General features: G+C 64.1%; 23 protein-coding genes. 21 read left to right on the top strand and 2 right to left on the bottom strand.

From position 1 onward, the window contains the following. From JMY28_RS23035 to JMY28_RS23025, 3 genes are read left to right on the top strand one after another with little or no spacing between them, the layout of a single operon-like run. Complete coding sequence (locus tag JMY28_RS23035; RefSeq protein ID WP_201698209.1) at nucleotides 1-660, top strand: HAD-IA family hydrolase; 660 nt, start codon at nucleotides 1-3, stop codon at nucleotides 658-660. Further along, entirely contained in the window at nucleotides 657-1,061 is a 405-nt protein-coding gene (locus JMY28_RS23030; protein WP_201698208.1) for a Rieske (2Fe-2S) protein, read from the top strand. The genes JMY28_RS23035 and JMY28_RS23030 overlap by 4 nt, the downstream gene beginning before the upstream one ends. A gap of 30 nt (nucleotides 1,062-1,091) precedes the next feature. Beyond that, nucleotides 1,092-2,090 carry a S49 family peptidase gene (locus tag JMY28_RS23025; RefSeq protein ID WP_201698207.1) on the top strand — a complete coding sequence of 333 codons (999 nt, stop codon included), beginning with the start codon at nucleotides 1,092-1,094 and terminating at the stop codon, nucleotides 2,088-2,090. Nucleotides 2,091-2,189: 99 nt separating this feature from the next. Here the strand turns inward: JMY28_RS23025 and JMY28_RS23020 are convergent, their stop codons facing one another. After that, a complete protein-coding gene (locus JMY28_RS23020; protein ID WP_201698206.1) occupies nucleotides 2,190-2,921 on the bottom strand; it encodes an SAM-dependent methyltransferase in 732 nt (243 codons plus the stop codon). After that, entirely contained in the window at nucleotides 2,918-3,556 is a 639-nt protein-coding gene (locus tag JMY28_RS23015; RefSeq protein WP_201698205.1) for a Maf-like protein, read from the bottom strand. Before JMY28_RS23015 ends, JMY28_RS23020 begins: the two co-directional genes overlap by 4 nt. A gap of 441 nt (nucleotides 3,557-3,997) precedes the next feature. Between JMY28_RS23015 and JMY28_RS23010 the strand changes: the two genes are divergently transcribed. The 18 genes from JMY28_RS23010 (at nucleotide 3,998) to era (ending at nucleotide 21,060) form a co-directional block, all read left to right on the top strand. Then, nucleotides 3,998-4,639, top strand: a complete 642-nt coding sequence (locus JMY28_RS23010; protein WP_201698204.1) for a DUF177 domain-containing protein — start codon at nucleotides 3,998-4,000, stop codon at nucleotides 4,637-4,639. 135 nt (nucleotides 4,640-4,774) lie between these two features. Further along, on the top strand, nucleotides 4,775-4,954 hold the full coding sequence (gene rpmF / locus JMY28_RS23005; protein WP_018441573.1) for a 50S ribosomal protein L32: 180 nt from the start codon (nucleotides 4,775-4,777) through the stop codon (nucleotides 4,952-4,954). A gap of 134 nt (nucleotides 4,955-5,088) precedes the next feature. Next, nucleotides 5,089-6,228, top strand: a complete 1,140-nt coding sequence (gene plsX, locus JMY28_RS23000) for a phosphate acyltransferase PlsX (RefSeq protein WP_201698203.1) — start codon at nucleotides 5,089-5,091, stop codon at nucleotides 6,226-6,228. Beyond that, nucleotides 6,228-7,217 carry a beta-ketoacyl-ACP synthase III gene (locus tag JMY28_RS22995; protein WP_201698202.1) on the top strand — a complete coding sequence of 330 codons (990 nt, stop codon included), beginning with the start codon at nucleotides 6,228-6,230 and terminating at the stop codon, nucleotides 7,215-7,217. The genes plsX and JMY28_RS22995 overlap by 1 nt, the downstream gene beginning before the upstream one ends. A gap of 124 nt (nucleotides 7,218-7,341) precedes the next feature. After that, nucleotides 7,342-8,280, top strand: a complete 939-nt coding sequence (gene fabD, locus JMY28_RS22990) for an ACP S-malonyltransferase (RefSeq protein ID WP_201698201.1) — start codon at nucleotides 7,342-7,344, stop codon at nucleotides 8,278-8,280. Between the two features lie 33 nt (nucleotides 8,281-8,313). Continuing rightward, entirely contained in the window at nucleotides 8,314-9,063 is a 750-nt protein-coding gene (gene fabG, locus JMY28_RS22985) for a 3-oxoacyl-ACP reductase FabG (RefSeq protein WP_133183608.1), read from the top strand. Between the two features lie 169 nt (nucleotides 9,064-9,232). Continuing rightward, complete coding sequence (gene acpP / locus JMY28_RS22980; protein ID WP_004197638.1) at nucleotides 9,233-9,472, top strand: acyl carrier protein; 240 nt, start codon at nucleotides 9,233-9,235, stop codon at nucleotides 9,470-9,472. A 192-nt stretch (nucleotides 9,473-9,664) separates the two neighbouring features. Then, on the top strand, nucleotides 9,665-10,906 hold the full coding sequence (fabF, locus tag JMY28_RS22975; RefSeq protein ID WP_201698200.1) for a beta-ketoacyl-ACP synthase II: 1,242 nt from the start codon (nucleotides 9,665-9,667) through the stop codon (nucleotides 10,904-10,906). Continuing rightward, nucleotides 10,903-11,397 (top strand): hypothetical protein, encoded by a 495-nt coding sequence (locus tag JMY28_RS22970; protein ID WP_236596993.1) that lies wholly within the window; start codon nucleotides 10,903-10,905, stop codon nucleotides 11,395-11,397. The genes fabF and JMY28_RS22970 overlap by 4 nt, the downstream gene beginning before the upstream one ends. Before the next feature lie 113 nt (nucleotides 11,398-11,510). Beyond that, complete coding sequence (gene rpoE / locus JMY28_RS22965; RefSeq protein WP_027795258.1) at nucleotides 11,511-12,110, top strand: RNA polymerase sigma factor RpoE; 600 nt, start codon at nucleotides 11,511-11,513, stop codon at nucleotides 12,108-12,110. Nucleotides 12,111-12,201: 91 nt separating this feature from the next. Then, a complete protein-coding gene (locus tag JMY28_RS22960; RefSeq protein WP_201698199.1) occupies nucleotides 12,202-12,843 on the top strand; it encodes a sigma-E factor negative regulatory protein in 642 nt (213 codons plus the stop codon). Nucleotides 12,844-12,848: 5 nt separating this feature from the next. Then, nucleotides 12,849-13,910 carry a MucB/RseB C-terminal domain-containing protein gene (locus JMY28_RS22955; protein WP_201698252.1) on the top strand — a complete coding sequence of 354 codons (1,062 nt, stop codon included), beginning with the start codon at nucleotides 12,849-12,851 and terminating at the stop codon, nucleotides 13,908-13,910. A gap of 24 nt (nucleotides 13,911-13,934) precedes the next feature. Next, the gene (locus JMY28_RS22950) at nucleotides 13,935-15,470 is read left to right on the top strand and encodes a DegQ family serine endoprotease (protein WP_201698198.1); all 1,536 of its coding nucleotides are present in this window, start codon (nucleotides 13,935-13,937) and stop codon (nucleotides 15,468-15,470) included. Nucleotides 15,471-15,475: 5 nt separating this feature from the next. Further along, entirely contained in the window at nucleotides 15,476-15,811 is a 336-nt protein-coding gene (locus JMY28_RS22945; protein WP_201698197.1) for a glutaredoxin family protein, read from the top strand. A 174-nt stretch (nucleotides 15,812-15,985) separates the two neighbouring features. Continuing rightward, nucleotides 15,986-17,779 carry a translation elongation factor 4 gene (gene lepA / locus JMY28_RS22940; RefSeq protein ID WP_201698196.1) on the top strand — a complete coding sequence of 598 codons (1,794 nt, stop codon included), beginning with the start codon at nucleotides 15,986-15,988 and terminating at the stop codon, nucleotides 17,777-17,779. A 33-nt stretch (nucleotides 17,780-17,812) separates the two neighbouring features. Then, nucleotides 17,813-18,709, top strand: a complete 897-nt coding sequence (lepB, locus tag JMY28_RS22935) for a signal peptidase I (RefSeq protein ID WP_201698195.1) — start codon at nucleotides 17,813-17,815, stop codon at nucleotides 18,707-18,709. A 221-nt stretch (nucleotides 18,710-18,930) separates the two neighbouring features. After that, entirely contained in the window at nucleotides 18,931-20,100 is a 1,170-nt protein-coding gene (gene rnc, locus JMY28_RS22930; RefSeq protein WP_201698194.1) for a ribonuclease III, read from the top strand. Between the two features lie 54 nt (nucleotides 20,101-20,154). Continuing rightward, nucleotides 20,155-21,060: a GTPase Era gene (gene era, locus JMY28_RS22925; RefSeq protein ID WP_201698193.1), complete on the top strand. Its 906-nt coding sequence runs from the start codon at nucleotides 20,155-20,157 to the stop codon at nucleotides 21,058-21,060. Nucleotides 21,061-21,067 lie beyond the last annotated feature (7 nt).

Raw genomic sequence — 21,067 nt, 5'->3', positions numbered from 1 at the left:
ATGGCTCGAGAGTTATTTGACCTGATTGTGTTCGACTGGGACGGCACCCTGATGGATTCGACCGCCCATATCACGCGCAGTATCCAGGCGGCGTGCCGCGACCTCGGCCTGCCCGTGCCCGGCGATGAGGCGGCGAGCTATGTGATCGGCCTCGGCCTGCGCGAGGCGCTGCAGATTGCCGCGCCCACGCTCGATCCAGCCGACTACCCGCGGCTCGTGGAGCGCTATCGCATCCATTATTTGCTGAAGGACCAGCAAACCGAGCTGTTCGCAGGCGTGCGCGAGATGCTCACGGAACTGCGCGACACCGGCTACCTGCTCGCCGTGGCGACGGGCAAGAGTCGGGTGGGGCTGAACCGTGCGCTGGCGGATTCGCGGCTCACCAGCCTCTTCGACGGCACCCGCTGCGCCGACGAAACCTTCTCGAAGCCGCATCCGGCCATGCTTCAGGAGCTCACGCGTGAATTGGGGCAGGATCTCGGCCGCACGGTGATGATCGGCGACACGACGCATGACCTGCAGATGGCGATCAACGCGGGCGCGGCGGCCATTGGCGTGGCGTATGGGGCGCATGCGTCCGGCGCGCTCGAAAAGCTCGAGCCGCGCTTCGTCGCGCAGGACGTGGCCGCGCTCGCCGGCTGGCTGCGGGAGAACGCATGAGCACGGCGCCGCAGGCCCCGGCGCCCGAACCGGTGCGCGTGTGCGCGGCCGAAGAACTCGCCGAGGGCGGCGAGGGGCGGCGCATGAACGCGACCTATGCGGGCGGCGATGCCGTGGTGTTCTTCGTGCGATACGGCGGCGAGGTGTACGGCTACCTGAACCGCTGCGCGCACGTGCCGATGGAACTCGACTGGGTCGAGGGCCAGTTCTTCGAGTCGTCGGGGCTCTATCTGATGTGCGCCACGCACGGCGCGATCTACCAGCCCGACACAGGCAAGTGCGTGGGCGGCCCGTGCCGCGGCGGCCGTTTGCGCCCTGTGCGAGTCGAGGAACGCGACACGCCAGAGGGCCGTGCGGTATTCTGGCTGCCGGACGATGCTTTGCGTCCGACCCCAACCTGACCTTCGACCTTCGACCCGTTACCCGCTCGCATGTCCGATAATCCGACCCCTGAATCGAACGAAGCGCCCCGCGCGGCTTCGTCAGACCGCGGCGCGCCTGGCTGGGAGCGCGAGGCGCTCGAACGCATCGCGCTCGCGGCGATCACCGAACAGCGCGCGGCGCGGCGCTGGCGCATCTTCTTTCGCTTCGCGTTTCTCGCTGTGTTCGTGGTGATCGCGTGGGCGATCCTCGATCTTTCTGGCGCGCGTGTGGAGAGTGAAGGGCGTCATACGGCGCTCGTTTCGCTCGACGGCGAAATCGGCTCCGACACTTCGGCGAACGCCGACGACATCATCAGCTCGCTAGACAGCGCCTTCGACGACGACGGCACTGCGGGCGTGATCCTGCACATCGACAGCCCTGGCGGCAGCCCGGTGCAGGCCGGCATCATCAACGACGAGATCCACCGTCTGCGCACGAAATACCCGGCCATCCCGCTGTATGTGGTGGTGGGCGACATGTGCGCTTCGGGGGGCTATTACGTCGCGGCCGCCGCCGACAAGATCTACGTCAACAAGGCGAGCATCGTGGGCTCGATCGGCGTGCTGATGGATGGTTTCGGCTTTACCGGACTTATGGACAAGCTCGGTGTTCAGCGGCGCCTGCGCACTTCCGGCGAAAACAAGGGCTTCTTCGATCCCTTCTCGCCCGACACGCCGAAAATGGACGCGCACGCCCAGGAGATGCTCGACCAGATCCACCAGCAGTTCATCGACGCCGTGAAGGCGGGTCGCGGCAAGCGCCTGAAGGACTCACCGGATATTTTCTCGGGCCTGTTCTGGACCGGGCAGAAGAGCGTGGAGCTCGGTCTCGCCGACGGCTACGGCGACACCGATTACGTGGCGCGCGAAGTCATCAAGGCGCCGGACGTCGTCGACTACACGGTCAAGCAGAGCCTCACCGATCGCGTGGCGAAGCGCGTGGGCGCGAACATCGGCTCCGCGGCCGTGCATTCGCTGCTGATGGGCGGCAAGCTGTCGATGCACTGAGCGCTGGCGGCACTGCGGCTTGCGCTCGTCGTCAAGAAAAATCGGCCGTTGCGCGATGGTTGCGCAGCGGCCGATTCGTTTTTCTGCACGAAAGCGAGTTCAGTTCGCGAGCAGCAGGAAAATCGCCGGCCGCTTGTGCAATTCGGGTGCGGGCTTCTTCTTCCAGTCGGACACGGCGCGGCTCACGATCGTCTCGGTGGGCAGCGTGAGATCGGCGGCGACGCACACGAGCGTGGAGGGCGCGCAGGTCGCGAGCAGAGCGTCGAGCAGCGTGCGGTTGCGATAGGGCGTCTCGATAAAGATCTGCGTCTGCTTGCCCTTGCGCGAGATCTGCTCCAGCTCGCGCAGCTTTTTCACGCGCTCGTTCGCGTCGACGGGCAGGTAGCCGTGAAACGCGAAGCTCTGGCCGTTCAGGCCCGACGCCATCAACGCGAGCAGGATCGAACTCGGGCCCACGAGCGGCACGACCTTGATGCCGCGCTCGTGCGCGCGCCGCACGAGCAGCGCGCCGGGATCGGCGACTGCGGGCACCCCCGCCTCGGAAACGAGCCCCGTGTCGATGCCCGCGACGAGCGGCGCGAGCAGCTTGTCGACTTCGCCTGCGGGCGTGTTGACGTTCAGTTCGCGGATTTCGATGTCCTGGATCGGACGCGTCGTGCCCACGCGCTTGAGGAAGGCGCGCGTGGTCTTCGCGTTTTCGCCGATGTAGCTTGCGAGCGCGCCCGCCCGTTCGCGTACGGGCATGGGCAGGACGGCGTTGAGCGCGGCATCGTCGCCTTCGCCGAGCGTGTTGGGGATCAAATAGAGGGTGCCCCTCGTTGCGTTCGTCATACTTGCGTCTCCAGCAGCGGATAGCCCGCGGCGAGCAGCATGCGCGTGAGCGCGATGAGCGGCAAGCCGATCAGGGCGGTGGGATCGTCCGATTCGATCGCTTCGAGCAGCGCGATGCCGAGCCCTTCCGATTTCGCGCTGCCCGCGCAGTCATACGGCGTTTCGGTGCGCAGATAGGCGTCGAGCGCCGCATCGGGCAAGTCGCGAAAGCGCACCTTCGTGACGATATCGACGGTATCCGTTTGGCCAGTAGCCGTGTCGAGCAGGCTCAGGGCACTATGGAACAACACGTCGCGGCCGCGCATGGCCTGCAGCTGTTCGAGCGCGCGTTCGTGCGTGCCGGGCTTGCCGATCTGGCGGCCATCGAAGGTGGCGACCTGGTCGGAGCCGATCACGAGCGTGCGCGCGGCGCCCGCGGGCAGGGCGGCGGCCACGGCGCGGGCCTTCGCAGCGGCGAGACGCAGCGCCGTCGCCTCAGGCGTTTCGCCGGGATACGGCGTTTCGTCGATGGCGGGTACGGCAGTCTCGAAACGAATGCGCAGACGTTCGAGCAGCTCGCGCCGGTAGCGCGAGCTGGAGGCGAGGATGAGAGTAGGGCGGCCCGTGCGCGGGGCCTGCGAGGGAGAATCCTGCATGTTCGATCGAAGTATGAAAACGGCTGCCGAATGTGACTGACGTGACTGGAATGGGCGACTGTGGTTTGGGGTTTTCGGGTCGATTTTGTCTCGAAAACGGGGACGGATTTCCCGCAAAGCGCCGTCAGGGACGCCGGAAAACCGCGCTCGCACAGACACTTGCGTACGCGAGCTTAAGTGTTTGACTCACAAAGATAAAGGCGATATGATTTTGGGCTTTTCATCGGTATGCTCTCGTCGCACGTCTTGTGTGGGCGCCTGTATTTTCCGGCGTTACGACATGAAAAGCGACGCGAAAGGCTCGAAAGGTCTTGCCGAGAGTAGCGTGCCGATGGTCAATGCAGGCCAGTGCGGGCCGGTGCAAGCTGGATTGCTGCGAGCCACTGTCGGCTTTCGCGCATCGCTCGCCGGTCGCCCAAGCCTTGAAGCAGGAGAGCGCACATGACCGAACAAACTGGTAAGCCTGCTGGCGCTGAACTGAACCCGCGCGACTTCGATATCTTCGAATTCGCGCGCAGCGAGCGCGAGGCAGCAGGCGTCGTGCGCGTCTCGCAACTGCCGCGCATGTTAAACGAAGTCCCGGCCGAGGCGCCAGATCGCGATACCGCGTTCACCTGGCAGGCTGCGGGCTTTATCCAGCAGGAATTGCAGGACAACGGCACCGAAGGGCCGCAGCCATACCTGCGCCTCGCCGTTCACGGTGGCGCGTGGCTCACGTGCCAGCGGTGCCTCGCTCCGTACGAGCAGGCATTCAATGCGGGTGCGACCTTCCGTATCGTTCAGACGGAAGAAGAGGCGGACGAGTTGCCGCTCGACGACGATGAAGTCGAAGTGATCGTGGGCTCGCGCCATTTCGATCTCGTCGACTTGATCGAAGAGGAGCTGTTGCTCTCGCTGCCGCTGGTGCCGAAGCACGAAGTCTGTCCGGAAATTCACGAAAGTCTCGCCTCGGGCCCCGACGGCGCGGAGGGCGTGGATTCCGTGGACGACGTGCCGGAGCAGGAAATCGAGCCGGAAGAGCGCGTCAACCCGTTTGCGGCGCTCGAATCGCTCAAGAAGGACGGTCCCGGCAGCAAGCACTAAGGTAAGCCTTAGGCGGCTGCGTGGGACAGGCAGTATCAGACGCGTGGGCCTGAGCCCGGAGTCCGGCCACCCACCCAAGGGTGGCGGCGGCCGGATCGGGCTGTGTTAGAATTCGGAAAATTTTCAGGAGTTATCATGGCAGTTCAACAAAACAAGAAGTCGCCGTCGAAGCGCGGTATGCACCGCTCGCACGATTTCCTCACGGGCGCGCCGCTGGCCGTCGAGCCGAGCACGGGTGAAGTGCATCTGCGTCACCACATCAGCCCGAACGGCTACTACCGCGGCAAGAAAGTCGTCAAGACCAAGAACGACTAATCGTTCCAGCTTGCGGCGCGTGGCTTCCAGCCTGGCGTCGCATCTGACGATTCCGTTCGCTTGACCATATTTCGGCTCGGCAAAAAGGCGGCATTTAACTGCCGCTTTTTTATGCCTGAAATCCGTCGCATTCCATGACTGTTACGCTCACGATAGATTGCATGGGAGGCGACCACGGCCCGTCTGTGACGGTGCCTGCCGCAGTCCATTTCGTCCGCTCGCACCCCGACGCGCATCTCATGCTCGTGGGCGTCGAGTCGGCGGTTCGCGCCCAGTTGAAAAAGCTGAAGGCGGCGGACCATCCCGCGCTTACCGTCGTGCCCGCCACTGAGGTCGTCGAAATGGACGATCCAGTCGAAGTCGCCCTGCGCAAGAAAAAAGATTCGTCGATGCGCGTCGCGCTCAATCGCGTGAAAGAGGGCGAGGCGCAAGCCTGCATCTCGGCCGGCAACACCGGCGCGCTGATGGCCGTTTCGCGCTATGTGCTCAAGACGCTGCCTGGCATCGAACGCCCGGCTATCGCCTTTGCTCTGCCCAATCCGCGCGGTTATACGACGATGCTCGACCTCGGCGCGAACGTCGACTGCGAGCCGCAGCATCTGCTGCAGTTCGCGGAGATGGGTCATGCGCTCGTCGCGGCGCTCGAGGGGAAGGATCGCCCAACCATCGGGCTCCTGAATATCGGCGAAGAGGTCATCAAGGGCAACGAGACCATCAAGCGCGCGGGCGAGCTCCTGCGCGCGAGCACGTTGAACTTCCGCGGCAACGTCGAAGGTAACGACATTTACAAGGGCACCGTCGACGTCATTGTCTGTGATGGTTTCGTTGGGAATGTCGCGCTCAAGACGTCGGAGGGCCTCGCGCAGATGCTCAACGACATGATCAAGGAAGAGTTCGGCCGCTCGTGGCTCACGAAGCTCATGGCGATTGCCGCGCTGCCCGTGCTGATGCGCTTCAAGAAGCGTGTGGACCATCGCCAGTACAACGGCGCGGCGCTGCTCGGCTTGAAGAGTCTCGTCATCAAGAGCCACGGCTCGGCCGATGCCTACGCGTTTGAGTGTGCGATCAATCGCGGGTATGATGCCGTCAAAAATGGCGTGCTGGAGCGCCTCGCTCGCGCCATGGAAGAAAACGCCGGTTCGCTCGAACAGGCGGCAGACGAGCCCGGCGGCGCCCAGAACGTGCAAGCCGCGCAGGCGGGGCAGGCTACTAGCGCGCCCAGCCAGGCAGCGGGCGAGGTACCACCCGGCGCCGCATCATCCTCGAAGGCATAATGGCTCAATCGACTCTCTATTCCCGCGTGATCGGCACGGGCAGCTATCTTCCGCCTGATCGCGTCACCAACCAGGAACTGGCCGAACGGCTTGCCGCGAAAGGCGTCGAGACGAGCGACGAGTGGATCGTGGCCCGCACGGGCATTCACGCACGCCACTTCGCCGCGCCCGACGTCACCACGAGCGATCTCGCGCTTGCGGCGTCGCAGCGCGCGATCGCGGCGGCCGATGTCGATCCGCAGTCGATCGACCTCATCATCGTTGCCACTTCCACGCCCGATTTCGTGTTTCCGAGCACGGCCTGCCTCTTGCAGAACAAGCTCGGCATCCGCAATCACGGTGCGGCGTTCGACGTGCAGGCCGTGTGTTCGGGCTTCGCGTATGCCGTTTCGGTGGCCGACAGCCTGATCCGCAGTGGCCAGCACCGCACGGCGCTCGTGGTCGGCGCGGAAACCTTCTCACGTATTCTCGACTTCAACGACCGCACCACCTGTGTGCTGTTCGGCGACGGCGCAGGCGCGATCGTGCTGCAGGCGTCGAGCGAACCGGGCGTGCTTTCGAGCGCGCTTCACGCCGACGGCAGCTACGCGCACATCCTGTGCACGCCTGGCAACGTGAATGGCGGCGTGATCGCCGGCAACGCATTCCTGCACATGGACGGCCAGGCCGTGTTCAAGCTCGCCGTGAACGTGCTCGAAAAGGTCGCGATCGAGGCGCTCGACAAGGCGCAACTCACCGCCGACCAGGTCGACTGGCTGATTCCGCACCAGGCCAACATCCGCATCATGCAGGGCACCTGCCGCAAGCTCGGCCTGCCCGCCGAGCGCATGGTGGTGACGGTGGGCGAGCATGGCAACACCTCGGCGGCCTCGATCCCGCTCGCCTTTGACGTCGCGGTGCGCGATGGCCGCATCAAGCGCGGCCAGCACGTGCTGATCGAAGGCGTGGGCGGCGGCTTCACCTGGGGCGCCTCCGTCATCCGCTTCTAGGCATCCTGAGCGGGCTTTCGCGCTCCCGCAGCCGGGCTGTACGTACGACATGCACGTTGTGCGCAGCCAGCGGCGGTTCATCCGAGCGCATTGCCCACCCGTATTGATCGAATTTGGGGACGTTATGAAATTTGCGTTCGTTTTTCCTGGGCAAGGCTCGCAGGCCGTTGGCATGCTCGACGCCTTCGCCGATAACGCCACCGTGCGCGAGACGCTGCAAGAAGCGTCCGACGCGCTCGGCCAGGACCTCGGCAAGCTGATCGCCGAAGGCCCTGCTGAAGAACTCAACCTCACCACCAACACGCAGCCGGTCATGCTTACCGCCGCCTACGCTGTTTATCGCGCGTGGCAGCAGGCGGGCGGCCCGGCGCCGGCCATCGTCGCGGGCCACAGCCTCGGCGAATACACAGCGCTCGTCGCCGCCGGCGTGCTCGCGTTCCGCGACGCCGTGCCGCTCGTGCGCTTTCGCGCCCAGGCCATGCAAAGCGCGGTGCCGGTGGGCGAAGGCGGCATGGCCGCCGTGCTCGGTCTCGACGACGACACGGTGCGTGCAGTCTGCGCCGAAGCCGCAGCCGAAAGCGGCGGCGTGGTCGAAGCCGTCAACTTCAACGCGCCGGCGCAAGTCGTGATCGCAGGCCACAAGGGCGCGGTCGAGAAGGCCTGTGAAATCGCCAAGGCGAAGGGCGCCAAGCGCGCGCTGTCGCTGCCGGTGTCGGCGCCGTTCCACTCGTCGCTGCTCAAGCCCGCTTCGGATCAGTTGCGCGACTACCTCGCGAACGTCACGCTGAACGCGCCGCAAATTCCCGTGGTGAACAACGTCGACGTGGCCTTCGAAACCGACCCTGCGAAGATCCGCGACGCGCTCGTGCGCCAGGCCGCTGGCGCCGTGCGCTGGGTCGAATGCGTGCAGGCCATCGCTGCGCAAGGCGCGACGCACGTGGTCGAATGCGGTCCGGGCAAGGTGCTCGCGGGCCTCACGAAGCGTATTGACGGCAACCTGGTCGGCGCCTCGGTGCTCGATCCGAAGTCGCTCGATGAAGCGCTCGCGCTTGTGAAGGCGTAAGCGCCTCGCCACCACCGCTAACGGATTCAAACGATGGAAAAGACTCTCGACAATCAAGCCGCAATCGTGACCGGCGCCACGCGTGGCATCGGCCGCGCGATCGCGCTGGAACTCGCGCGCCAGGGCGCGACGGTGATCGGCACGGCAACGAGCGAAGCCGGCGCACAGGCGATCTCGGCCGCCTTCGAAGAAGCGGGCTTGAAGGGCCGCGGCGCCGTGCTGAACGTGAACGACGCCGCTGCGGCGGAAGCGCTCATCGACGCAACGGTCAAGGAATTCGGCGGTCTCGCGATTCTCGTCAATAATGCGGGCATCACGCAGGACAACCTGGCGATGCGCATGAAGGACGACGAGTGGGATTCGGTCATCGACACCAACCTGAAGTCGGTGTTCCGCCTCTCTCGCGCCGTGCTGCGCCCGATGATGAAGGCCAAAGGCGGCCGCATCATCAACATCACTTCGGTGGTGGGCTCGTCGGGCAACCCGGGTCAGGCCAACTACGCGGCTGCCAAGGCCGGCGTGGCGGGCATGACGCGCGCGCTCGCACGCGAGATCGGTAGCCGCGGCATCACCGTGAACTGCGTCGCGCCGGGTTTCATCGACACCGACATGACGAAGGACCTGCCGGCGGAGCAGCAAGCCGCGCTCAAGCAGCAGATTCCGCTGGGCCGCCTCGGCAGCCCGGACGACATCGCGCACGCGGTCGCATTCCTCGCGTCGCCGCAGGCGGCCTATATCACGGGCACGACGTTGCACGTGAACGGCGGCATGTATATGTCTTAACCGGATTCAGGTACTATCCGCGCCTTGATGCGCTTGATGCAAAAACCTTGCTCAAGCGCCGTCGCGGATAGCCATTCCGGAACCTTGAGCGCCGCTTTTCAGCCAGGTCAAACCTGATAAAATGCGCGCACTCGCATTCATGAGCTAACTTTTTTCCCTTGGAGGGGTAATGGACAACATCGAACAGCGCGTCAAGAAGATCGTCGCCGAGCAACTGGGCGTCGCCGAAGCTGAAATCAAGAACGAAGCTTCGTTCGTGAACGATCTGGGCGCCGACTCGCTCGACACCGTCGAACTGGTCATGGCTCTCGAAGACGAGTTCGGCATGGAAATCCCGGACGAGGAAGCCGAGAAGATCACGACGGTTCAGCAAGCGATCGACTACGCTCGCGCGAACGTCAAGGCCTAAGCGCCCGATTCCCGCGTGGGCCGCGCAACGCATGCGCGCTGGCGGCCCGCGAGGACGCTCGCCCGTGAAACCGCATACGCCTGCCGCACTCGCTGCGGGGCATCTGCCGGTCAACTAGCCACAGGGCTCACAGGAGCATTTCCTGTGGCCTCTGTGGCTTTTGTTTTTGTCATCTATGGATAAGGGGTTACCGTGAGCCGTCGTCGAGTTGTTGTTACAGGCCTGGGGCTGATTTCGCCTGTTGGCAATAATGTTGCCGACGGCTGGGCCAATCTGGTCGCCGGGAAGTCCGGCATCGCCAACATCACGAAGTTCGACGCTACGAACTTCTCGACCCGTTTTGCCGGCGAAGTGAAGGGCTTCAACGTCGAAGACTACATGCCGGCAAAAGAAGCGCGCCATATGGATACGTTCATCCATTTCGGCATCGCTGCGGGTATCCAGGCGATCAAGGACAGTGGGCTCGAAGTCACCGAAGCGAACGCGGAACGGATCGGCGTGAACGTAGGCTCGGGCATCGGCGGTCTGCCGATGATCGAAGTCACGCAAACCGAACTGCTCAATCGCGGTCCGCGCCGCATTTCGCCGTTCTTCGTGCCGGCCTCGATCATCAACATGATCTCGGGCCATCTGTCGATCAAGTACGGCCTCAAGGGCCCGAATCTGGCGATGGTTACGGCTTGCACGACCGGTCTACACTGCATCGGCGAAGCGTCGCGTCTGATCGAATACGGCGACTGCGACGTGATGATCGCGGGTGGCGCGGAATCGACCGTGTCGCCGCTCGGCATCGGCGGCTTCGCGGCGGCGCGCGCTCTCTCGCAGCGCAACGACGATCCGGCGACGGCGAGCCGTCCATGGGACAAGGACCGTGACGGCTTTGTGCTTGGCGAGGGCGCCGGCGTGATGGTGCTCGAAGAGTACGAGCATGCGAAGGCACGTGGCGCGAAGATCTACGCGGAAATCGGCGGCTACGGCATGAGCGGCGACGCGTATCACATGACCGCTCCGCTGGAAGATGGCGATGGTGCGCGCCGCTGCATGATCGCCGCGATGAAGAACGCGGGCGTCAACGCCAACGAAGTGAACTGGCTGAGCGCGCACGGCACGTCCACGCCGCTGGGCGACCTCGCGGAAACCACGGCGATCAAGCGCGCCTTTGGCGATCATGCGAAGGACATCGTCGTGAACTCCACCAAGTCGATGACGGGCCACCTGCTGGGTGGCGCGGGCGGCCTGGAATCAGTGTTCACGGTGCTGGCCGTGCACAACCAGGTGTCGCCGCCGACGATCAACATCTTCAACCAGGATCCGGCATGTGACCTGGACTACTGCGCGAACACCGCGCGGGACATGAAGATTGACGTCGCGCTGAAGAACTCGTTCGGGTTCGGCGGCACGAACGGCACGCTCGTCTTCAAGCGTCACGCTTGATTCCGCACGACGAGACAGCGGCCGCGCCGACTCCGTCGGCCGGCCGCGTTCCTGCTTTCCCCTCGCGGCGCGCGGGCGCGCCGCTTCTTTCCCTGCGTCCGTCTCTCGCGCTGCAATGCCTCGTTGCCGCGGGCTTGGGCGTGGCCACGGCCGCCGTCTACACGACGCTTGCGCCGTGGCTCGGCGTCTGGCAAGCCTTGCCTGTCGCGCTGGCATTCCTCGCGACCGGTGGTCTTGCGGCTGCGGCCTGGCGTCGCAAGCAACCGGCGTTCATCGAAATCGGGTCAGATTTCCTCGCGGCGTATTCGCGTGATGGCGCCTGCCTCGCGGCCGGGCGGCTCGCCGGCGCGTCGCAATGGGGCGCATGGCTGCTCGCACTCGTCGTGGAGCAGGGCGCACGCCGCGCGACGATTCTCGTTACCGCCGACGCCGTTCCGGCAGATATCTTCCGTACACTCGCCGTGCGCGCCCGCAGCGCGGCCGGTCGCTGAGCTTCCTTTCGCTGTAAAGCTTGTAACCGCTGTTACTCGCGTAACGTGAGACCGTGGCGGGGACGCTACAATGGTGCCCCCACGTCTCCTTCATGTGCTAACGGATTTTTCAGGTGAGCGAAAAAGAAATTGATCAGGTTCTGGTCGAGCGCGTGCAAAAAGGCGACAAGGCCGCGTTCGAGCTCCTGGTCTCGAAGTACCACCGCAAGATCATCCGGCTGATCTCGCGCCTCGTGCGGGATCCCGCCGAGGTCGAGGACGTGGCCCAGGACGCCTTCATCAAGGCTTACCGCGCACTTCCGCAGTTTCGTGGCGAATCGGCTTTCTATACGTGGTTGTACCGAATTGCTGTCAATACGGCAAAGAACTACCTTGCGACGCAGGGAAGACGCGCACCGACATCTACCGAGGCGGATGCTGAAGAAGCGGAAACTTTCTCGGACGCCGATCAACTAAGGGATATCAATACGCCCGAGTCGATGTTGATGAGCAAGCAGATCGCACAGACGGTCAATGCTGCAATGGCGGTTTTACCGGAAGAGTTGCGCACCGCCATTACGCTTCGGGAAATAGAAGGCCTAAGCTACGAGGAAATCGCCGAAATGATGGGGTGCCCGATCGGCACCGTCAGATCGAGAATTTTCCGCGCTCGGGAAGCCATTGCGGCAAAATTGCGTCCGCTGCTGGACACTCCGGAAGGCAAGCGCTGGTAAGAAGAACAACCAGCGTCGCCCCGGGCGGCGATGCGATTCACCAGAATGAGTTGGTGTCACCAGGGACGTCTGTTAGGGAATGGGGAGCATCATGGGTTCGGTCTCGATGCAATCGGTATCAAGCTCGCGCGGCGAGCGTCTGTCCGCCTTCGTCGACGGTGAAGCGTCGGCGCAGGAGCATCTGAACGGAAATTATCTGGAACTCGACGGCGAAGGGCGCGCAGCCTGGTCGGAGTACCACCTGATCGGCGACGTGTTGCGCTCGGACGATCTGGCACTCAGTCAGGCGGCAAGCCGCGCCTTCATGACGGGTTTCGCCGCGCGCTTCGAAGCGGAGCCGCATCTGCTCGCGCCCGCCGCGCTGCCGCAGGCGCAGGCTGGCCGCAATGAGCGCGTGGGCCGTATTCTGGCGTTGCGCCGCCGCGTGATGCCGTCGTTGGCCGTGGCTGCCGCGGCTGCCACGCTCACGTGGATCGTCATGCCGCAAATGCGCGGCGTGGGCATGGCCGGCGCGCCGCAAATCGCCGCCGTTCAGTCGCAGGGCGACGGTGTGCAGCGCGTGGCGTTGAACACCACGCCGGCGCCAGTCGCGGGGGCTCAGGACGGTAATATCATCCGCGACGCGCGCCTCGACGAATATCTCCAGGCGCATCAGCAGTTCGCGCAGCAGCCGGTTATATCGGATTCCATGCCGTACATCCGCTCAGCCGCTCTTACCACGCAAGGCCAATAAGTTTGATGCAGACATTGCGGTTGAATAAAAAGACGATCTGGGGGCGGTTGCCGGCATTCCTGTGCTGCGCAGCCGTGATGTTCACCGCTCTGTCTGTCGCCCCGCGTGCCCACGCGCAAGGCCCGTCCGCGGCTGATGCCGCCACGCGCCAGAGCGCGGCACAGTTGCTCGACCGCATCCAGCAGGCCGCCCAGCAGCAAAGCTACGAAGGCACCTTCGTTTATCAGCGCGGCGAGTTCGTACAGTCCTCGCGTATCACGCACTACGCCTCGAAACAGGACGGCGAGTTCGAGAAGCTCGAAAGCCTCGACGGCAAGCCGCGCACGATGCTGCGCCACAACGACGACCTCTATACCTTCGTGCCCGAGCGCAAGCTGCTCGTCGTCGAAAAGCGCCAGAACAAGGACGCTTTCCCGGCGCTCCTTTCCACGAGCGGTGACCAGGTGCTCAGCGTCTACGAGCCGAAGATGCTCGGCAACGACCGCGTGGCGGGCCTCGACAGCCAGGTGATCCAGCTCGACCCGAAGGACAATTTCCGCTTCGCCTACAAGCTGTGGGCTGACGCGAAAACCGGTCTGCTGCTGCGTTCGCAGATGCTCGACCCTTCGAATGGCCAGGTGCTCCAGCAGCTCGCGTTCACGCAAGTGCGCATCGGTGGTCCCGTCGACAAGACGCCTATCGTGAACGGCATGCGCAATATCGAGGGCTGGAACGTGGTGCGCCCGCCGCTCCAGCCGGTCGACATCGAAGCACAGGGCTGGTCATTCGGCCAGACCGCACCGGGCTTTCAGAAGGTTCGCGAAGTGCGGCGGCCCATGGCCGCACGCGACGCGAGCGAACCGCCTATTCCGGTCGATCAGGCCGTATTCTCTGACGGACTGTCTACGCTTTCGGTCTTTATCGAACCGGTCAAGAACAACAGTCGCAAGGAAGGCTCGGGCAGCAGTGGCGCAACCCACGTGCTCGTGAAGCGCAACGGCGATTACTTCATCACGTTGCTTGGCGAAGTGCCCCAGACCACGTTGCAGCAGTTCGCGTCTGCCATAGAATACAAGGCTCCCAGGTAACTCCTTCCTTCGGCTGACTTCGATATGACGATTCTCCCGCTGCGCAAATTCTTCGCGGCCGCGGTCGTGGCGGCGTGCCTGCCGTTCGCACCGCACGTGGCATCGGCGGCGCCGGCCGCCAACTTGCCCGACTTCGCCGACCTCGTAGACAAAGTGGGGCCGTCGGTCGTCAATATCCGCACCACCACGCGAGTCTCCACGGCCCAGCGCGGACTCCCGCCGGGCATGGATCAAGGCGACATGTCGGAATTCTTCCGCCGCTTCTTTGGCATCCCGCTTCCGCAAGGGCCGCAGGGTGGACAAGGCGGCGGTCAAGGCGGGGGGCAAGGCGGCGGCGGTCAAGGCGGAAGCCAGGGCGGCGGCGGTTCGGACTCGGGCCCGGACAGCGGCAACGACACTGAACAGAACAGCGGCGTCGGCTCCGGCTTCATCCTCTCGAGCGACGGCTACGTGATGACCAACGCGCACGTGATCGACGACGCGGACAGCATCTATGTGACGCTGACCGACAAGCGCGAATTCAAGGCGAAGCTGATCGGCGTGGACGATCGCACGGACGTTGCCGTGGTGAAGATCCAGGCCGCGAATCTTCCGGCCGTGACGATGGGCGATTCGAACAAGGTGCGCGTGGGCGAGTGGGTCGTAGCGATCGGTTCGCCGTTCGGCCTCGAGAACACCGTGACGGCGGGCATCGTGAGCGCGAAGGGGCGTGACACGGGCGACTATCTGCCGTTCATCCAGACCGACGTGGCCGTGAACCCCGGGAATTCGGGCGGGCCGCTCATCAACATGCAAGGCGAGGTGATCGGCATCAACTCGCAGATCTATAGCCGCACTGGCGGCTTCATGGGCATTTCGTTCGCGATTCCGATCGACGAGGCGATGCGCGTGGCGGATCAACTCAAGTCGACGGGCAAGGTCACGCGCGGCCGCATTGCCGTGGCGATCGGCGAGGTGACGAAGGACGTGGCCGACTCGCTCGGTTTGCCCAAGGCGCAAGGCGCGCTCGTCTCCAGCGTCGAGCCGGGCGGCCCGGCCGACAAGGCGGGCATCCAGCCGGGCGACATCATCCTGAAGTTCAACGGCACGAGCGTCGAAGCCGCGACCGACCTGCCGCGCATGGTTGGCGATACGAAGCCGGGCACCAAGGCGACCGTCACGGTTTGGCGCAAGGGCGCGACGCGCGATCTGCCGATCACGATCGCCGAGATGCAGACCGACAAGAGCGCGAAGGCCGACCCGAAAAAGGTGCCCGAGCCCAAGCCGCGCGCGTTGAACGCGCTAGGTATCGCGGTGGTCGATATCCCCGCCGACCAGCTCGCCCAGCTCAAGATCAAGGGCGGTGCGATGGTGGATGCGGTGGACGGCCCGGCAGCGCGCGCCGGCCTGCAAAAGGGTGACATCATCCTGCGCGTGGGCGACACGGATATCACGGGCGCGAAACAGTTCCAGGACGTGACTTCGCACCTCGACCCGCAGAAGATGGTGGCGGTGCTCGTGCGGCGCGGCGACAACACGCAGTTTGTGCCGCTGCGCCCGCGCGCGCCGGGGCAGAAGTAACGCCGATGCGCCCGCCCTTGCGGTATTCGTCGGCAGCGCCGGGCGCGCTCGAGCGTGCGAGCGCGCACCTCGTGCTGTACGGGCGCGCGTGGTGTCATCTGTGCGAGGAGATGCGCGTGGCGCTCGAGCCGCTCGCCGCTGCGGCGGGCGCGCGGCTCGACCTCGTCGATGTCGATTCCGACCCCGCGCTGGAGGCGCGTTACGGCGAACTCGTGCCGGTGCTCCTTTGCGACGGCATCGAGCTGTGCCACTACCATCTCGACGAGGCGCGCGTGCGCGCTACGCTGGGCTTGGGCGCCGACGCACCGAGCGCGCTGCCGCAGGCGCCGAGCGGTGCGTGAAACGCGCGTGCGGTGCGCCGCGTGACGTGCACCCGCGCCATGAGACTTCCAATACGTCCCGGACGGTTCGCCTGTGGGACCCCTTTTCGGCTAAAATAGTCCGGTTTTTCATCTGTTTACGAGGCGTGCCCAGCTATCGTTTGGGGCGCGCCTTTTTCGCTTGATCGGTACTGAATGGATCATATTCGTAACTTCTCGATCATTGCGCACATCGACCATGGCAAGTCGACGCTCGCCGATCGCATCATCCAGCTGTGTGGCGGCCTGTCCGACCGTGAAATGGAATCGCAGGTGCTCGACTCGATGGATCTCGAGCGCGAGCGCGGCATCACGATCAAGGCGCAGACCGCCGCGCTCTCGTACAAGGCGCGTGACGGCAAGGTCTACAACCTGAACCTGATCGATACGCCAGGGCACGTCGACTTCTCGTATGAGGTGAGCCGCTCGCTCTCCGCATGCGAGGGCGCACTGCTCGTGGTGGACGCGAGCCAGGGCGTCGAGGCGCAGACGGTGGCGAACTGCTACACCGCGATCGAACTCGGCGTCGAAGTCGTGCCGGTGCTCAACAAGATCGACCTGCCCGCCGCCAACCCCGAAAACGCCATCGAAGAGATCGAGGACGTGATCGGTATCGACGCGACCGACGCCACGCGCTGCAGCGCGAAGACCGGCCTCGGCGTGGAGGACGTGCTCGAAGCGCTCATCGCCAAGGTGCCGCCGCCCAAGGGCGATCCGCAAGCGCCGCTGCAGGCGCTCATCATCGACTCGTGGTTCGACAACTACGTGGGCGTCGTGATGCTCGTGCGTATCGTCAACGGCACGCTGCGTCCGAAGGACAAGATCAAGCTGATGGCCACCGGCGCGCAGTATCCGGTCGAGCACGTCGGCGTGTTCTCGCCGAAGTCGCGCGACCTCGAGCAGCTTTCGGCGGGGCAGGTGGGCTTCATCATCGCCGGTATCAAGGAGCTCGCCTCGACCAAGGTGGGCGACACCGTCACGCACGCGATGAAGCCGGCACCCGAGCCGCTGCCGGGGTTCAAGGAAGTGAAGCCGCAGGTGTTCGCGGGCCTTTACCCGGTCGAGGCGAACCAGTACGACGCGCTGCGCGAATCGCTCGAAAAGCTGAAGCTCAACGATGCTTCGCTGCAATACGAGCCGGAAGTTTCGCAGGCGCTGGGCTTCGGTTTCCGCTGCGGCTTCCTCGGTCTGCTGCACATGGAAATCGTGCAGGAGCGTCTGGAGCGCGAGTTTGACATGGACCTCATCACCACGGCGCCGACCGTGGTGTACGAAGTCGTGCAGGCGGACGGCACCCTGATCAAGGTCGAGAACCCGGCGAAGATGCCGGAGCCCTCGAAGATCGGCGAGATTCGCGAGCCGATCGTCACGGTGAACCTGTACATGCCACAGGACTACGTGGGTTCGGTCATCACGCTCTGTACGCAAAAGCGCGGCAGCCAGATCAACATGCAGTACCACGGCCGCCAGGTGCAACTCACCTACGAAATCCCGATGGCGGAGATCGTGCTCGACTTCTTCGACCGTCTGAAGTCGGTGTCGCGTGGTTATGCGTCGATGGACTACGAGTTCAAGGAGTACCGCAGCTCGGACGTCGTGAAGGTCGACATGCTGATCAATGGCGACAAGGTCGATGCGCTGTCCGTCATCGTGCACCGCACGCAGTCGCAGTACCGCGGCCGCGAAGTGGCGGCGAAGATGCGCGAGATCATTCCGCGCCAGATGTACGACGTGGCCATTCAGGCCGCGATCGGCGCGCACATCATCGCGCGTGAGAACATCAAGGCGTTGCGCAAGAACGTGCTGGCCAAGTGCTACGGCGGCGACATCACGCGTAAGAAGAAGCTGCTCGAAAAGCAGAAAGAAGGTAAGAAGCGGATGAAGCAGGTCGGCTCGGTCGAGATTCCGCAAGAGGCCTTCCTCGCCATCCTTCGTGTCGAAGATAAATAAGTAACGCAAATAAGCCGGACAACGGATCTCTACATGAATTTTGCGCTGATACTTTTTGTGCTCGTCATCTTGACGGGCGTTGCGTGGGTTGCAGACAAACTGGTGTTCATGCCGCGCCGGCGCCTCGCCGCCGATGCGGCGGTCGCGGAGTTCGACCGTCAGCAGGAGCGTATCGGCGAGCGTTTTGCCGATGAAAACGCGCCTGTCACGCGTCAGAACCTGCGCAACGAAAAGCTGCGCCAGCCGTGGTGGCTCGAGTACACGGCGAGCTTCTTTCCCGTCATCCTGGTCGTGTTCCTCGTACGCTCGTTCGTCGTGGAGCCGTTCAAGATCCCGTCGGGTTCGATGGTGCCCACGCTGCTCGTGGGTGACTTCATCCTCGTGAACAAGTTCGACTACGGCATCCGCCTGCCGATCACGAACACGAAGATCACGCAGGGCCGGCCGCTCGAGCGCGGCGACGTGGTCGTGTTCCGCTATCCGAAGGATGAGTCGGTCGACTACATCAAGCGTGTGATCGGCTTGCCGGGCGACGTGGTGTCCTATCAGGACAAGCAGCTCACGATCAATGGCAAGCCGGTGCCTGAAGTGCCGCAAAGCGACTTCTTCGACGAAGAGCGCATTGGGTACGCGAAACAGTTCACGGAAGACCTCGGCAACGGTCGCAAGAACAACATCCTCAACAACCCCGCGGTGCCGCCGTTCATCGTGGGCGCAGAGGATTATCCGTATCGCGATAACTGCCAGTACAACGCACGCGGCGTGATCTGCAAGGTGCCGGCAGGCCATTACTTCATGATGGGCGACAACCGCGACAACAGCGCGGACAGCCGCTACTGGGGCTTCGTGCCCGACGCGAACGTCGTGGGCCGCGCGTTCTTCATCTGGATGAACTTCAGCAACCTGCGTCGCATCGGTTCGTTCGAGTAACGTGTGTTTGATCGACGTGCGATGCACGTTGATCACGCCGCGCGAAGGAGCCATAGAGGCAGCAACAAAAAGCGTATGCGCGAACACGAGTCTTGCTCGCACAACTCGCCTTGCATCTTCGCGCGCTACTTGAAGAATCCTCGGTAACGTCGCTTCATCACGGTTTTTCGCCTGCCGCCCCCCGTTTTCGCCGGGGGCGGCGGGCGCGTTATACTCTCCCCATGCCCCAATCTCCGTTGGAAAGCCGTTTGCGCTACGAATTTCGCAATGCGGAATTGTTGCGTCAGGCTTTAACTCACCGCAGTCACAGTGCCACGCATAACGAACGCCTCGAATTTCTCGGTGATTCGGTTCTGAATTGCGCGGTGGCTGCCCTATTGTTCCAACGTTTTGGCAAGCTGGACGAAGGCGACCTCTCGCGGGTGCGCGCGAATCTGGTCAAGCAGCAGTCGCTCTACGAGATCGCTCAGGCCCTCAATATTGCCGACGGCCTGCGTCTCGGCGAAGGCGAGCTGCGCAGCGGCGGCTTCCGCCGCCCGTCGATCCTCGCGGACGCGCTGGAGGCGATCTTTGGGGCGATCTTCCTCGACGGCGGCTTCGACGCCGCCCAGACGGTCATCAAGCGCCTCTACGTGCCGATCCTCGACCACATCGATCCGCGCACACTCGGCAAGGATTCGAAGACACTGCTGCAGGAGTACCTGCAAGGCCACAAGATCGCGTTGCCGACCTACACGGTCGTTGCGACGCATGGTGCGGCGCACAATCAACAGTTCGAAGTCGAATGCACGGTGCCGAAGCTGGACGTGAAGGTGTCGGGCTCGGGCGCGAGCCGCCGCGCGGCGGAGCAGGCCGCGGCGAAAAAGGCGCTCGACGAAGTCATGGCCGCGGCGCCGGCGCTGGTTGCGAAGCCGCGCCGCTCGAAGGGCGCGCGTGCTCCCAAGCCAGAGCCGGAGGTCGTTCCAGGCGTGACGGGCGTGCAGGGCGCGCTCGATCTGCGTTCACCGGAGCGCCGTGAGCGACTTTCGGTGCGTACCGAGCGTCCGGCGCAAACCGCGACGGCCGAAGGTGCGCCGCTCGCGGTGATCCGTGCCGCGCACGTGCAGGAGCGCGTGGCGGAGAAGGACAAGCCGGCTGAAAAGCCCGCGGAGAAAGCCGAACGCGGTGCGGACAAAGTGAGCGACAAGCCAGCCGACAAAGCGGCGGGCTTCGATGCCGTTCCGAGCGCCGCCTCCATGGGCCACCGCTCGGCCCCCGTGAAAGCCGAATCGGCGCTGCGCACCGTCGAGCGCGCGCAAACCGCGACTAGCAGCGGCACCAGCGCCGATGCCGAGACGCATGCCGAAGCGAGTACGGCCATCCCCGTGCGCGCGGCCGATGCCGGCCACTGATTCCACCCAGGCGCGCCGCGGGCGCGCCTCCCGTTTTTCTATTTCGGTCCGATCATGAACGCTCCCACTTCCACTCCTGCCGGTTTCCGTTGCGGCATGGTCGCGATCGTCGGCCGTCCGAACGTTGGCAAATCGACGCTGATGAACGCACTGGTCGGCCAGAAGATCAGCATCACGTCGCGCAAGGCGCAGACGACGCGCCATCGCATCACCGGCATCAACACGATCGACGACGCGCAGTACATCTTCGTCGATACGCCCGGCTTCCAGACGCGCCACAGCACGGCGCTCAACCGTTCCCTCAACCGCGCGGTGACCTCCACGCTCAGCTCGGTCGATGCCGTGCTGTTCGTGATCGAGGCCGGCAAGTTCGGCCCCGACGATCAGAGGGTGCTCGACCTGATTCCGCCGAATGCGCCCACGATCCTGATCGCAAACAAGATCGACCGTGTGAGCGACAAGGGCACCCTGTATCCGTTCATCCAGCAGGTGCAGGGTCTGCGCGAGTTCCGCGAGATCGTGCCGCTCTCCGCCCAAAACCCCGACGACATCAAGCGCCTGCTCGCGACGCTCAAGCCGTATCTGCCCGAAGGCGAGCCGATCTACGGCGAAGACGATCTCACCGACCGCAGCGAGCGTTTCCTCGCCGCCGAAATCCTGCGCGAGAAAGTGTTCCGCTGGACCGGCGATGAACTGCCGTACACGAGCACGGTGCTGATCGACAAGTTCGAGCAGGAAGGGCGGCTGCGGCGCGTTTTCGCGACGATTCTCGTCGAGCGCGACACGCAGAAGGCGATGGTGATTGGCCAGAAGGGCGCGAAGCTCAAACAGATCAGCACTGAGGCGCGCCTCGACATGGAGAAGCTTTTCGACGGTCCTGTTTATCTCGAAACCTTCGTGAAGGTGAAGAGCGGCTGGGCCGACAACGAAGCCGGGCTGCGCGCCTACGGTTACGAGTAAGCACAAC

This window comes from Paraburkholderia hiiakae, from assembly GCF_904848665.1.
Taxonomy (GTDB): Bacteria; Pseudomonadota; Gammaproteobacteria; order Burkholderiales; family Burkholderiaceae; genus Paraburkholderia; species Paraburkholderia hiiakae.
The sequence above is the reverse complement of the archived record's forward strand: the minus strand, read 5'-3'. Positions and strand labels throughout refer to the sequence as shown.

What these genes read in the sequence shown, in the direction of transcription:
- rnc (WP_201698194.1), top strand. Translation starts at nt 18,931, where the DNA reads ATGCCCCAATCTCCGTTGGAAAGCCGTTTGCGCTACGAATTTCGCAAT.
- JMY28_RS22945 (WP_201698197.1), top strand. Translation starts at nt 15,476, where the DNA reads ATGCGCCCGCCCTTGCGGTATTCGTCGGCAGCGCCGGGCGCGCTCGAG.
- rpmF (WP_018441573.1), top strand. Translation starts at nt 4,775, where the DNA reads ATGGCAGTTCAACAAAACAAGAAGTCGCCGTCGAAGCGCGGTATGCAC.
- era (WP_201698193.1), top strand. Translation starts at nt 20,155, where the DNA reads ATGAACGCTCCCACTTCCACTCCTGCCGGTTTCCGTTGCGGCATGGTC.
- plsX (WP_201698203.1), top strand. Translation starts at nt 5,089, where the DNA reads ATGACTGTTACGCTCACGATAGATTGCATGGGAGGCGACCACGGCCCG.
- JMY28_RS23025 (WP_201698207.1), top strand. Translation starts at nt 1,092, where the DNA reads ATGTCCGATAATCCGACCCCTGAATCGAACGAAGCGCCCCGCGCGGCT.
- fabD (WP_201698201.1), top strand. Translation starts at nt 7,342, where the DNA reads ATGAAATTTGCGTTCGTTTTTCCTGGGCAAGGCTCGCAGGCCGTTGGC.
- JMY28_RS23015 (WP_201698205.1), bottom strand. Translation starts at nt 3,556, where the DNA reads ATGCAGGATTCTCCCTCGCAGGCCCCGCGCACGGGCCGCCCTACTCTC.
- JMY28_RS23010 (WP_201698204.1), top strand. Translation starts at nt 3,998, where the DNA reads ATGACCGAACAAACTGGTAAGCCTGCTGGCGCTGAACTGAACCCGCGC.
- fabG (WP_133183608.1), top strand. Translation starts at nt 8,314, where the DNA reads ATGGAAAAGACTCTCGACAATCAAGCCGCAATCGTGACCGGCGCCACG.
- JMY28_RS23020 (WP_201698206.1), bottom strand. Translation starts at nt 2,921, where the DNA reads ATGACGAACGCAACGAGGGGCACCCTCTATTTGATCCCCAACACGCTC.
- JMY28_RS23035 (WP_201698209.1), top strand. Translation starts at nt 1, where the DNA reads ATGGCTCGAGAGTTATTTGACCTGATTGTGTTCGACTGGGACGGCACC.
- lepA (WP_201698196.1), top strand. Translation starts at nt 15,986, where the DNA reads ATGGATCATATTCGTAACTTCTCGATCATTGCGCACATCGACCATGGC.
- JMY28_RS22955 (WP_201698252.1), top strand. Translation starts at nt 12,849, where the DNA reads ATGCAGACATTGCGGTTGAATAAAAAGACGATCTGGGGGCGGTTGCCG.
- JMY28_RS22995 (WP_201698202.1), top strand. Translation starts at nt 6,228, where the DNA reads ATGGCTCAATCGACTCTCTATTCCCGCGTGATCGGCACGGGCAGCTAT.
- acpP (WP_004197638.1), top strand. Translation starts at nt 9,233, where the DNA reads ATGGACAACATCGAACAGCGCGTCAAGAAGATCGTCGCCGAGCAACTG.
- JMY28_RS23030 (WP_201698208.1), top strand. Translation starts at nt 657, where the DNA reads ATGAGCACGGCGCCGCAGGCCCCGGCGCCCGAACCGGTGCGCGTGTGC.
- JMY28_RS22960 (WP_201698199.1), top strand. Translation starts at nt 12,202, where the DNA reads ATGGGTTCGGTCTCGATGCAATCGGTATCAAGCTCGCGCGGCGAGCGT.
- JMY28_RS22950 (WP_201698198.1), top strand. Translation starts at nt 13,935, where the DNA reads ATGACGATTCTCCCGCTGCGCAAATTCTTCGCGGCCGCGGTCGTGGCG.
- lepB (WP_201698195.1), top strand. Translation starts at nt 17,813, where the DNA reads ATGAATTTTGCGCTGATACTTTTTGTGCTCGTCATCTTGACGGGCGTT.